This window comes from Escherichia sp. KTE159, from assembly GCF_000408805.1.
Classification (GTDB): domain Bacteria; phylum Pseudomonadota; class Gammaproteobacteria; order Enterobacterales; family Enterobacteriaceae; genus Escherichia; species Escherichia marmotae.
Window position 1 is genome coordinate 184,548 of record NZ_KE137293.1, and the last position, 12,834, is coordinate 197,381.

Below are 12,834 nucleotides of genomic sequence, written 5' to 3' on the forward strand. Positions count from 1 at the left end.
AGCGGGTCGCCCTTGTATCTGTTTGAAAGCCTGAATCAACTGATTCAAAACTACCTGCCGGAAGACCAAATTAAGCGTCTGCGGCAGGCGTATCTCGTTGCACGTGATGCTCACGAGGGGCAAACACGTTCAAGCGGTGAACCCTATATCACGCACCCAGTAGCGGTTGCCTGCATTCTGGCCGAGATGAAACTCGACTATGAAACGCTGATGGCGGCGCTACTTCATGACGTGATTGAAGATACTCCCGCCACCTACCAGGACATGGAACAGCTTTTTGGCAAAAGCGTAGCCGAACTGGTAGAGGGGGTGTCAAAACTTGATAAACTCAAGTTCCGCGATAAGAAAGAGGCGCAGGCCGAAAACTTTCGCAAGATGATTATGGCGATGGTGCAAGATATCCGCGTCATTCTCATCAAACTCGCAGACCGTACCCACAACATGCGCACGCTGGGCTCACTCCGCCCGGACAAACGTCGCCGCATCGCCCGTGAAACCCTTGAAATATACAGTCCGCTGGCACACCGTTTAGGTATCCACCACATTAAAACCGAACTCGAAGAGCTGGGTTTTGAAGCGCTGTACCCCAACCGCTACCGCGTGATTAAAGAAGTGGTGAAAGCTGCACGCGGCAACCGTAAAGAGATGATCCAAAAAATCCTCTCTGAAATCGAAGGGCGTTTGCAGGAAGCGGGAATACCATGCCGTGTCAGTGGTCGCGAGAAACATCTTTATTCGATTTACTGCAAAATGGTGCTCAAAGAGCAGCGTTTTCACTCGATCATGGACATCTATGCTTTTCGCGTAATCGTCCATGATGCCGATACCTGTTATCGCGTGCTCGGTCAGATGCACAGCCTGTACAAGCCGCGTCCGGGGCGCGTGAAAGACTACATCGCCATCCCAAAAGCGAACGGCTATCAGTCTTTACACACCTCAATGATTGGCCCGCACGGCGTTCCGGTTGAAGTCCAGATTCGTACCGAAGATATGGACCAGATGGCGGAGATGGGTGTTGCCGCGCACTGGGCGTATAAAGAGCACGGCGAAACCAGCACTACTGCACAAATCCGCGCCCAGCGTTGGATGCAGAGCCTGTTGGAGCTGCAGCAAAGCGCCGGCAGCTCGTTCGAATTTATCGAGAGCGTTAAATCCGATCTCTTCCCGGATGAGATTTACGTTTTCACACCGGAAGGGCGCATTGTCGAGTTGCCTGCCGGTGCCACACCTGTCGACTTCGCATACGCAGTGCATACCGATATCGGTCACGCCTGCGTGGGCGCGCGCGTCGACCGCCAGCCGTACCCGCTATCGCAGCCGCTCTCCAGTGGTCAAACCGTTGAAATCATTACCGCACCGGGCGCTCGCCCGAATGCCGCATGGCTGAACTTTGTCGTCAGCTCGAAAGCGCGCGCCAAAATTCGCCAGTTGCTGAAAAACCTCAAGCGTGATGATTCCGTAAGCCTCGGTCGCCGTCTGCTCAACCATGCATTAGGTGGCAGCCGCAAGCTGAATGAAATTCCGCAGGAGAATATCCAGCGCGAACTGGACCGCATGAAGCTGGCAACGCTTGACGATCTGCTGGCTGAAATTGGCCTTGGTAACGCAATGAGCGTGGTGGTCGCGAAAAATCTGCAACATGGTGACGCCTCTATTCCACCAGCGACCCAAAGTCACGGGCATCTGCCGATCAAAGGTGCCGATGGCGTGCTGATCACCTTTGCGAAATGCTGCCGCCCAATTCCTGGCGACCCGATTATCGCCCACGTCAGCCCCGGTAAGGGTCTGGTGATCCACCATGAATCCTGCCGTAACATCCGTGGCTATCAGAAAGAGCCAGAGAAGTTTATGGCTGTGGAATGGGATAAAGAGACGGCGCAGGAGTTCATCACCGAAATAAAAGTTGAGATGTTCAACCATCAGGGCGCACTGGCAAACCTGACAGCGGCGATCAACACCACTAATTCCAATATTCAAAGTCTGAATACAGAAGAGAAAGATGGTCGCGTCTACAGTGCCTTTATTCGTCTGACCGCACGTGACCGCGTACATCTGGCAAATATCATGCGCAAAATCCGCGTGATGCCAGACGTAATTAAAGTCACCCGAAACAGAAATTAATGTTTTATGAACCCAACACGTTATGCACGCATCTGCGAAATGCTCGCCAGGCGGCAGCCTGACCTGACCGTCTGCATGGAACAGGTTCACAAACCCCATAACGTTTCTGCGATCATTCGTACCGCAGATGCCGTTGGCGTACACGAAGTTCACGCTGTCTGGCCTGGTAGCCGGATGCGCACCATGGCTTCGGCTGCTGCTGGTAGTAACAGTTGGGTACAGGTGAAAACACACCGCACCATTGGCGATGCAGTCGCCCACCTGAAAGGTCAGGGTATGCAAATTCTGGCAACCCACCTTTCTGATAAAGCCGTCGATTTTCGCGAAATCGATTACACCCGCCCGACCTGTATTTTAATGGGACAGGAAAAAACGGGCATCACACAGGAAGCATTAGAACTGGCAGATCAGGACATCATCATTCCGATGATCGGCATGGTGCAGTCACTTAATGTCTCCGTCGCCTCCGCACTTATTCTTTACGAAGCCCAGCGTCAGCGGCAAAACGCGGGTATGTATCTGCGTGAAAACAGTATGTTGCCGGAAGCAGAGCAACAACGCCTGCTGTTTGAAGGTGGCTATCCGGTGCTGGCTAAAGTCGCGAAACGCAAAGGCCTGCCCTACCCCCACGTCAATCAACAAGGCGAGATTGAAGCCGATGCTGAGTGGTGGGCTACCATGCAGGCCGCAGGGTAAGCGCTATGAAAGGTCGCCTGTTAGATGCTGTCCCGCTCAGTTCCCTAACGGGCGTTGGCGCGGCGCAAAGTAACAAACTGGCGAAAATCAACCTGCATACCGTGCAGGATTTACTGTTACACCTTCCCCTGCGCTATGAAGATCGCACCCATCTCTATCCCATAGGTGAGCTGTTGCCGGGCATTTATGCCACGGTGGAAGGCGAAGTACTGAACTGCAATATCTCCTTCGGCGGTCGCCGGATGATGACCTGTCAGATTAGCGACGGTTCCGGCATTCTCACCATGCGCTTTTTCAACTTTAACGCCGCGATGAAAAATAGCCTGGCGACAGGTCGACGTGTATTGGCCTATGGCGAAGCAAAGCGCGGTAAATATGGTGCGGAGATGATCCACCCGGAATACCGCGTACAGGGCGATCTCAGTACTCCGGAGTTACAGGAAACCCTCACCCCGGTTTACCCAACAACGGAAGGTGTAAAACAGGCAACGCTGCGCAAACTGACCGATCAGGCGCTGGATCTGCTCGACACCTGCGCCATTGAAGAACTGCTGCCGCCGGAACTGTCACAAGGAATGATGACGCTGCCGGAAGCCTTGCGCACCCTGCATCGTCCACCGCCAACACTACAGCTCAGCGATCTGGAAACCGGGCGGCATCCGGCACAGCGTCGTCTTATTCTGGAAGAGCTGCTGGCTCACAACCTCAGCATGTTAGCGTTACGCGCCGGTGCCCAACGTTTTCATGCTCAGCCGCTTAGCGCCAGTGACGCGCTGAAGGACAAACTGCTCGCTGCCTTACCGTTCAAGCCAACGGGCGCGCAGGCGCGTGTGGTGGCGGAGATCGAGCGCGATATGGCGCTGGATGTGCCGATGATGCGCCTGGTGCAGGGCGATGTAGGTTCCGGTAAAACGCTGGTTGCCGCTCTCGCTGCGCTGCGTGCTATCGCTCACGGCAAACAAGTGGCACTGATGGCACCAACCGAATTGCTTGCCGAACAGCACGCCAATAATTTCCGCAACTGGTTTGAACCGCTCGGTATCGAAGTGGGCTGGCTGGCGGGCAAACAGAAGGGCAAAGCGCGGCTGGCACAGCAAGAAGCCATCGCCAGCGGTCAGGTGCAGATGATTGTCGGCACCCACGCTATCTTCCAGGAACAGGTACAGTTTAACGGTCTGGCGCTGGTGATTATCGACGAACAGCATCGTTTTGGCGTGCATCAACGCCTGGCGTTATGGGAGAAAGGCCAGCAGCAGGGCTTTCATCCTCATCAGTTGATCATGACCGCCACGCCGATTCCCCGCACTCTGGCGATGACCGCGTATGCCGATCTCGATACCTCGGTCATTGATGAACTACCGCCAGGACGTACCCCAGTGACGACAGTGGCGATCCCGGATACGCGTCGTAACGACATTATCGACCGCGTGCGCCACGCCTGCATAACGGAAGGCCGTCAGGCGTACTGGGTTTGTACATTGATTGAAGAATCGGAATTACTGGAAGCGCAGGCAGCCGAAGCAACGTGGGAAGAGTTAAAACTGGCGCTGCCGGAACTGAACGTCGGTCTGGTTCATGGGCGGATGAAACCTGCCGAGAAACAGGCGGTGATGGCGTCGTTTAAACAAGGTGAACTACACCTGCTGGTTGCGACGACTGTTATTGAAGTAGGCGTCGATGTCCCCAACGCCAGCCTGATGATTATCGAGAACCCGGAGCGTCTGGGTCTGGCGCAGTTACACCAGTTGCGCGGGCGCGTAGGTCGTGGCGCGGTGGCTTCTCACTGTGTTCTGCTTTACAAAACACCACTCTCCAAAACGGCGCAAGTCCGCCTGCAAGTGCTACGCGACAGCAACGACGGATTTGTGATTGCGCAAAAAGATTTAGAGATTCGCGGCCCTGGTGAACTGCTGGGCACGCGCCAGACAGGCAATGCAGAGTTTAAAGTGGCTGATTTGCTGCGCGATCAGGCCATGATCCCGGAAGTTCAGCGCCTGGCACGCCATATTCACGAACGTTATCCCCAGCAGGCAAAAGCCCTGATAGAACGCTGGATGCCGGAGACGGAACGTTACTCCAACGCATGACCAGACTCATCACAAGACAAGTCACGCAGTAAATCTTCAATCTGGATAGTGATGATATCCACTGCCTCATACGCATCCTGCGCAATTCGCGCCGCCATTGCGCCTTCCGGTTCACCACGCAGAATTTCAGCCGCTGCCTGTACGCCAGCCACAATCATTTCAGGTGTTAACATCTGGCGAAGAAAAGCGCGATTCTCAGAGGACCAGCCATCTTTATGACCTAATGGATGTCCCCAGCCTAACCATTCTTGCGACCATAACGGATTGGCTTCTATGGGATAAATAAGATGCGCGGCATACTGAATAGCACACACCGCTTTTCCCGGCGTATCCAGCGCCCACCAGTGTGACCAGAGAGAATGAATTAACGGCGCGGCCCCGCCCAGAGTATTGGGCACCGCCAGCCAGCAAAGAACATAATTGAAACCACGCTCGTTATCCATACGCTGCAACGCGGTTTCCAGTAAAAATTGCCGTACCTGCTGGCGTTGGGAAGCATTCATCATCTCCTGCCAGAGATAGGGCCGACGCAATGCCTTCATTAAGGATTCTTCGAAGTGATCACCATAACCGCCAGCTAAAACGGTTTCATGCCATTGCGCCAGGCATAGCGGAAACAGATAGCGAAACAGCTCTATTTGCATCGGTTCGTTATAAACGAGATTGAGTACATAGTAAGCACTCAAATCCCATTCGCTGATCTGTTGCCACTCTTTAGCCGCCAGCGCCTTGAGTTCAGCATCTGCGTAATCAAATTCCGTCTCCCATACACAGAGCACTGGCGGCTCGTCACCAAAAATATGGCGACAGCGTTCACGTAGCGTTTCCGGCTCCTTCCGACGCTTTTTCATTTTTAACCGGCAAAAATCGGCAACATCAAATACAGCTTAATCACTAGCGCATTGACAATATCGATAAAGAACGCACCGACCATCGGCACCACCAGGAAGGCCATATGTGAAGGGCCAAAACGTTCGGTGATCGCCTGCATGTTAGCGATTGCCGTTGGTGTTGCGCCAAGACCAAAGCCACAGTGACCCGCGGCCAGCACCGCCGCATCGTAGTTTTTCCCCATCATGCGCCAGGTGACAAAGATAGCGTACAACGCCATGAAGATGGTTTGCGCGACCAGAATCGCCAGCATCGGCAACGCCAGCGAAGCCAGCTCCCACAGTTTCAGCCCCATCAACGCCATCGCCAGGAACAGCGACAGGCTTACGTTACCAAGTACGGATACCGCGCGCTCAAAGACGCGGTAAAAGCCCAACATTGACAAGCCGTTGCTCAGAATCACGCCCACAAACAGCACGCAAACAAAGGTTGGCAATTCAAAAGCAGTGCCAGCCAAAAGTTGCGCAACGATTTTCCCTACCGTCAGACAGATAGCAATCAGCGCGATAGTTTCAATCAGTACCAGCGAGGTGATCATGCGCCCTACGTCGGGCTTTTCAAATGCGGTGGGGACTTCCTGGTCATCAGGTATGCCGTTCGGCGTGGTGGAGTGTTTCACCAGGTAACGCGCCACCGGGCCGCCAATCAGCCCACCCAGAACCAGACCAAACGTCGCACAGGCCATCGCCACTTCCGTCGCGTTGGTGAAGCCATAACGTTCAATGAACAATTTACTCCACGCTGCGCCGGTCCCGTGACCGCCAGAAAGCGTAATAGACCCCGCCAACAGCCCCATCAGCGGATCAAGCCCTAACAGGCTAGCCATGCCAATGCCGATGGCATTTTGCATCACCAACAGACCAACAACCACAATGAGGAAAATCCCCACTACGCGTCCACCGGCACGCAGGCTGGCAATATTGGCGTTCAGGCCAATGGTGGCGAAGAAAGCCAGCATTAATGGATCGCGCAAGGACATATCAAAATTAACTTCCCAGCCCATGCTTTTTTTCAACACCAGCAGAGCCAGTGCCACCAACAACCCTCCGGCAACCGGTTCTGGTATGGTGTATTTTTTCAGAAAGGAGACGGAATGGACCAACTTGCGCCCGAGCAGCAACGTCAGCGTTGCGGCAACAAGCGTTGCTAAAGTATCGAGATGAAACATAGTTACTCCTTTGTATCCGCACCACTCTTCATACTCGTCATACTTCATCGCGCAATCATAGTAAGACGAAATATGACGAGTATCGAGTCATGCTTTCCCGGTTCGAATTCTTAGCTGAAAATAAAAAAATGGCATGGATTTTAAGCAGAAAACAACCAAAAGTTATATAAAAAAGTGCATTTATCGCATTTAAATATTTAGAAGAATGATTGGCAAACGTTTGCTTTTGCCTTTCGGTCAGCTAAAATGCCCGCTTTGCTACCACGGGATTGTTTTCGATGTCTGTTTCCACCTTCGAGTCAGAAAATGCGCAACCGGTTGCGCAGACTCAAAACAGCGAACTGATTTACCGTCTTGAAGATCGTCCGCCGCTTGCTCAAACTCTGTTTGCCGCCTGTCAGCACCTGCTGGCGATGTTTGTCGCGGTAATCACGCCAGCATTGTTAATCTGCCAGGCGCTGGGTTTACCAGCACAGGACACGCAACACATTATTAGTATGTCGCTGTTTGCCTCTGGTGTGGCATCAATTATTCAAATTAAAGCCTGGGGTCCGGTTGGCTCCGGTTTGTTGTCTATTCAGGGCACCAGCTTTAACTTCGTTGCTCCGCTGATTATGGGCGGCACAGCGCTGAAGACCGGTGGTGCCGATGTTCCTACGATGATGGCGGCTCTGTTCGGCACACTGATGCTGGCAAGCTGCACCGAAATGGTTATCTCCCGCGTTCTGCATCTGGCGCGCCGCATTATTACGCCGCTGGTTTCCGGCGTCGTGGTGATGATTATTGGCCTGTCACTGATTCAGGTTGGGCTAACATCCATTGGTGGCGGTTATGCGGCCATGAGCGATAACACCTTTGGTGCACCGAAAAATCTGCTACTGGCGGGCGTGGTCTTAGCTTTAATCATCCTGCTTAATCGCCAACGTAACCCCTACTTACGCGTAGCCTCGCTGGTGATTGCAATGGCGGCAGGATATGCACTGGCGTGGTTTATGGACATGTTGCCAGAAAGCAACGAGCCGATGACGCAAGAGCTGATTATGGTGCCAACGCCGCTCTATTACGGACTTGGTATTGAATGGAGCCTGCTGCTGCCGCTGATGCTGGTCTTTATGATCACCTCACTGGAAACTATTGGCGATATCACAGCCACCTCCGACGTTTCCGAACAACCGGTTTCTGGCCCACTGTACATGAAACGTCTGAAAGGCGGCGTGCTGGCAAACGGCCTGAACTCGTTTGTGTCGGCGGTGTTTAACACCTTCCCGAACTCCTGCTTCGGGCAGAACAACGGTGTGATCCAATTGACCGGTGTTGCCAGTCGTTATGTCGGTTTTGTCGTGGCGCTGATGTTGATCGTGCTGGGTCTGTTCCCTGCGGTGAGCGGTTTTGTCCAACACATTCCCGAACCTGTTCTGGGCGGCGCTACGCTGGTGATGTTTGGTACTATCGCCGCATCCGGTGTGCGTATCGTTTCTCGTGAGCCACTGAACCGTCGGGCGATTCTGATTATTGCCCTGTCGCTGGCGGTCGGTCTGGGTGTTTCTCAGCAGCCACTGATTTTGCAGTTTGCCCCTGACTGGCTGAAAAATCTGCTCTCCTCCGGGATTGCCGCTGGCGGTATCACTGCCATTGTACTGAATCTGATTTTCCCGCCAGAAAAGCAGTAATTTACTCGCGGCGGTAAAATTCTTTACCGCCGTAACCACTCTCTTTCTCCATTCCTGCCTTGAGGAATGCGCGTAAATCGTGCATAACTCCCTTATGTGCATTTCACGGGATGGAAGACCATGAAATTTATTGGGAAGCTGCTTCTCTACATTTTCATCACGCTGTTAGTGGCGGTAGTTGGCCTCTATTTCCTTCTGCAAACCCGCTGGGGAGCAGAGCATATCAGCGCATGGATTTCCGAGAATAGCGACTATCATCTGGCCTTCGGGGCGATGGATCACCGTTTTTCCGCGCCGTCTCATATCTTGCTGGAGAACGTCACATTCGGTCGTGATGGTCAACCCGCCACTCTGGTTGCAAAAAGTGTCGATATCGCGCTAAGTAGTCGGCAACTGAGCGAGCCACGGCATGTCGATACTATCCTGCTGGAAAACGGGACGCTGAATCTCACCAACCAGACCGCGCCGCTACCGTTTAAAGCGGATCGTTTGCAACTGCGTGATATGGCATTTAACAGTCCCAATAGCGAGTGGAATCTTAGCGCACAGAGAGTCAATGGCGGCGTCGTTCCGTGGTCGCCGGAAGCCGGTAAAGTACTAGGCTCAAAAGCACAAATTCAGTTCAGTGCTGGCTCTCTGTCGCTCAATGATGTTCCTGCCACCAATGTGTTGATTGAAGGGAATATTGATAACGATCGCGTCACACTGACTAATCTGGGTGCCGACATCGCCCGCGGGACATTAACCGGAAATGCGCAGCGTAACGCCGACGGTAGCTGGCAGGTGGAAAATCTGCGCCTGGCGGATATCCGTCTGCAAAGCGAAAAATCGCTCACCGACTTCTTTGCGCCCTTGCGCTCTGTCCCGTCATTGCAGATTGGCCGCCTGGAAGTGATCGACGCCCGCCTGCAAGGCCCGGACTGGGCGGTGACCGATCTCGATCTCAGCTTGCGCAATATGACCTTTATTAAAGATGACTGGCAGACACAGGAAGGCAAGCTATCAATGAACGCCAGCGAGTTTATTTATGGTTCGCTGCATTTATTTGACCCGATTATAAACGCGGAATTTTCCCCGCAAGGCGTAGCGCTGCGCCAGTTCACCAGCCGCTGGGAAGGGGGGATGGTCAGAACGTCAGGAAACTGGCAGCGCGATGGAAAAACGCTGATCCTCGACGATGCAGCGATTGTTGGACTGGAATATACCTTACCTAAAAACTGGCAACAGTTGTGGATGCAGCAAACTCCCGCCTGGTTAAACACTCTGCAACTGAAGAGATTCAGCGCCAGCCGCAATCTAATCATTGATATTGACCCAGCCTTCCCGTGGCAGCTCACAGCGCTGGATGGCTACGGCGCGAATCTGACACTGGTAGCCGATCATAAGTGGGGCGTCTGGAGTGGCACGGCAAATCTGAATGCTGCCGCTGCAACATTCAATCGTGTTGATGTGCGCCGCCCGTCGCTGGCGCTAACCGCCAACAGCAGCACGGTGAATATCAGCGAACTTAGCGCGTTTACCGAGAAAGGCATTCTGGAAGCCACTGCCAGCGTCTCACAAACGCCGCAGCGCCAGACCCATATCAGCCTGAACGGACGCGGTGTGCCGGTGAATATTCTGCAACAGTGGGGATGGCCAGAGTTACCGATTACGGGCGATGGCAATATTCAGCTCACTGCCAGCGGCGATATTCAGGCCGATGCACCGCTAAAACCCACGGTTAACGGACAGCTCCACGCCGTAAATGCTGAAAAACAACAAGTGACCCAAACCATGAATGCTGGCGTGGTTTCCAGTGGTGAAGTTACATCGACGGAGCCGGTACAGTAAAATCAATCTCGCCGGGTACGACACAGACGTACCCGGTATTTCTTCAACAAATTACAGCGTAATTGTCAGCTCATTCCCTTGCGGGGTCACCACCATACCCAACTCACTTTCAGCCTGCGAACCGCCTTGCAGACCATTTACTTTAGCGATATTGCGCAAGCACAGCGTCCAGTTCTTCGCTTCTCCCGTACCAGTCACAGTAATGATGTTGCCAGTACGTGCCGCTTTCAGGGTGAAGATCACCGAACCATCAGCGGCTGGGACTTCGCAGACGGCTTCACGCCCGTCTTGCAGATTAAAGAGCAGGAAAGCCGTGCCTTCGTGCCACGCATAATCGGGGCGTTGTTCATTGTTGCCCAGCCCCAGTAGGGTGTTATCACGCACATATACCGGCAGACTCTGAAAGCCGTGTTGTTGTTTATGCCAGCGGCTGCCGTCTATTTCATCGTTATGCCACAGGTGCGTCCAGCGACCTTCAGGCAAGTAGAATTGCACATCGCCAGCTTCAGTGAACACCGGCACGACCATCACGCTGCCGCCCAACATGTATTGGCGATCAAGGTAATCACAGGCCGGATCGTCCGGAAACTCCATCACCATTGCGCGCATCATCGGCGTACCCAGCGCGTTCGCACGAGCAGCTTCACGATAAAGATACGGCATCATGCGGCATTTCAGTTGCGTGAAGAAGCGCACCACATCACAGGACTCATCATCGTAGGCCCACGGCACACGATAAGATTTGCTGCCATGTAAACGGCTATGGCTGGAAAGCAAACCAAACGCGCACCAGCGTTTGTAAACGTGCGCCGGAGCGGTATTTTCAAAGCCGCCGATATCGTGGCTCCAGAAGCCAAAACCTGAAAGGCCAATAGACAAACCACCGCGCAGGCTTTCCGCCATTGATTCGTAGTTAGCGTAACAGTCGCCACCCCAGTGTACCGGGAATTTCTGCGCACCGACGGAGGCCGAGCGGGCAAACAAGACTGCTTCTTCCTCTCCGACGGTTTCCTTGAGCACGTTCCACACCAGTTCGTTGTAGATGTATGCATAATGGTTATGCATTTTCTGTGGATCACAACCGTTAAACCACTGAACTTCTGTTGGAATACGTTCGCCAAAGTCGGTCTTAAAACAATCGACACCCATCGCGATCAGACCTTTCAGTTTATCGGCGTACCATTTGCAGGCATCCGGATTAGTAAAGTCATAAATCGCCAGCCCTGGCTGCCATTTATCCCATTGCCATAGCGAGCCGTCCGGGCGTTTGAGTAAATAGCCTTTCTCTTGTAACTCCTTAAAGACTGGAGATTTCTGCCCAATATAGGGGTTAATCCAGACGCAGATTTTCAGCCCTTTTGCTTTCAGGCGGCGGATCATGCCTTCCGGGTCCGGAAAGGTCAGCGGATCCCACTCAAAATCGCACCATTGGAAGGCTTTCATCCAGAAACAGTCAAAGTGGAAAACATGCAGCGGCAGATTGCGTTCCGCCATACCGTCGATAAAACTGTTAACCGTCGCTTCGTCGTAGTTAGTGGTAAATGAAGTGGTTAACCACAGACCGAAGGACCACGCGGGCGGCAGCGCCGGACGGCCGGTAAAACGGGTATAACGATCAAGTACCGCTTTCGGCGTCGGGCCGTCGATAACAAAGTATTCGAGGTATTCACTCTCCACGCTGAACTGCACTTTGGAGACTTTCTCCGATCCCACTTCAAAAGAGACGCATTGGGGATGATTGACCAGTACACCATAACCACGGTTAGTCATGTAGAACGGGATATTTTTATACGCCTGTTCAGTACTTGTGCCGCCATCCCGGTTCCAGGTTTCTACCGTCTGACCATTGCGCACCAGGGCAGTAAAACGCTCTCCCAGCCCGTAAACCGTTTCACCGACGCCAAGATCCAGCCGCTCAAACATATAATTTCGTTGATTATTAGTGTCCTGCACATAGCCATTATTTTTCACCTGGCTACCGGTAATACGTTCGCCATTACGCAGAAAATCCAGTGACCAGAACTCACCTTTACTGACACGCGCGCTTAAGTTGCCACTTTTAAACTCAGCGTAACTTTCTGTGTTTTCGATTGTGACATTCGCGTCCTGCAAAATATTGAGCGGATAATGAGGGCCGTTATCCAGCGCCCCCTGAAAATGCTCAATCCGTACACCGACAATACCTTCCTGTGGGGAGAAAAAACGCAGCGTAAATAAAGGCGTGTCAAGCTGCCAGGTACGTTCACGCACATCACGGGGGGCAGCATAGATCACCATTTCATTACCCTGCTGTTCAACCTCGAACACCTGAAGCGGGTGAATCAAATTAAGGCCAGGTTGAATCAACCAGTTTCCATCGCTAATTTTCATT

Annotated in this window: 8 protein-coding genes; 5 read left to right on the top strand and 3 right to left on the bottom strand. The window is 53.1% G+C overall.

Features of this window, described 5'->3' with window-relative positions; all coding sequences use genetic code 11:
* Positions 1–12: 12 nt before the first annotated feature.
* The 3 genes from spoT to recG are packed head-to-tail and all read left to right on the top strand — an operon-like array spanning position 13 to position 4,904.
* Positions 13–2,121 carry a bifunctional GTP diphosphokinase/guanosine-3',5'-bis pyrophosphate 3'-pyrophosphohydrolase gene (gene spoT / locus A31E_RS04130; protein WP_000280466.1) on the top strand — a complete coding sequence of 703 codons (2,109 nt, stop codon included), beginning with the start codon at positions 13–15 and terminating at the stop codon, positions 2,119–2,121.
* Positions 2,122–2,127: 6 nt separating this feature from the next.
* Entirely contained in the window at positions 2,128–2,817 is a 690-nt protein-coding gene (gene trmH, locus A31E_RS04125) for a tRNA (guanosine(18)-2'-O)-methyltransferase TrmH (RefSeq protein WP_001070171.1), read from the top strand.
* Between the two features lie 5 nt (positions 2,818–2,822).
* A complete protein-coding gene (gene recG / locus A31E_RS04120; RefSeq protein WP_001517447.1) occupies positions 2,823–4,904 on the top strand; it encodes an ATP-dependent DNA helicase RecG in 2,082 nt (693 codons plus the stop codon).
* On the opposite strand, the gene A31E_RS25885 is transcribed toward recG, so the two are convergent.
* Both A31E_RS25885 and gltS read right to left on the bottom strand, forming a co-directional pair.
* On the bottom strand, positions 4,889–5,755 hold the full coding sequence (locus A31E_RS25885) for a hypothetical protein (protein ID WP_016249417.1): 867 nt from the start codon (positions 5,753–5,755) through the stop codon (positions 4,889–4,891). The genes recG and A31E_RS25885 overlap by 16 nt on opposite strands.
* A 2-nt stretch (positions 5,756–5,757) precedes the next feature.
* Positions 5,758–6,963, bottom strand: a complete 1,206-nt coding sequence (gene gltS / locus A31E_RS04110; protein WP_000468834.1) for a sodium/glutamate symporter — start codon at positions 6,961–6,963, stop codon at positions 5,758–5,760.
* Between the two features lie 278 nt (positions 6,964–7,241).
* Here gltS and xanP point away from each other — a divergent pair, with 278 nt between their 5' ends.
* Both xanP and A31E_RS04100 read left to right on the top strand, forming a co-directional pair.
* Positions 7,242–8,633: a xanthine/proton symporter XanP gene (xanP, locus tag A31E_RS04105; protein WP_001517446.1), complete on the top strand. Its 1,392-nt coding sequence runs from the start codon at positions 7,242–7,244 to the stop codon at positions 8,631–8,633.
* A gap of 120 nt (positions 8,634–8,753) precedes the next feature.
* Positions 8,754–10,463, top strand: a complete 1,710-nt coding sequence (locus tag A31E_RS04100) for an AsmA family protein (protein ID WP_016249418.1) — start codon at positions 8,754–8,756, stop codon at positions 10,461–10,463.
* Between the two features lie 51 nt (positions 10,464–10,514).
* Here the strand turns inward: A31E_RS04100 and yicI are convergent, their stop codons facing one another.
* Complete coding sequence (yicI, locus tag A31E_RS04095; protein WP_016249419.1) at positions 10,515–12,833, bottom strand: alpha-xylosidase; 2,319 nt, start codon at positions 12,831–12,833, stop codon at positions 10,515–10,517.
* Between the last annotated feature and the right edge of the window lies 1 nt (position 12,834).

Coding starts and splice junctions, on each gene's coding strand:
- trmH (WP_001070171.1), top strand. CDS start 2,128: ATGAACCCAACACGTTATGCACGCATCTGCGAAATGCTCGCCAGGCGG.
- recG (WP_001517447.1), top strand. CDS start 2,823: ATGAAAGGTCGCCTGTTAGATGCTGTCCCGCTCAGTTCCCTAACGGGC.
- A31E_RS25885 (WP_016249417.1), bottom strand. CDS start 5,755: ATGAAAAAGCGTCGGAAGGAGCCGGAAACGCTACGTGAACGCTGTCGC.
- gltS (WP_000468834.1), bottom strand. CDS start 6,963: ATGTTTCATCTCGATACTTTAGCAACGCTTGTTGCCGCAACGCTGACG.
- xanP (WP_001517446.1), top strand. CDS start 7,242: ATGTCTGTTTCCACCTTCGAGTCAGAAAATGCGCAACCGGTTGCGCAG.
- A31E_RS04100 (WP_016249418.1), top strand. CDS start 8,754: ATGAAATTTATTGGGAAGCTGCTTCTCTACATTTTCATCACGCTGTTA.
- yicI (WP_016249419.1), bottom strand. CDS start 12,833: ATGAAAATTAGCGATGGAAACTGGTTGATTCAACCTGGCCTTAATTTG.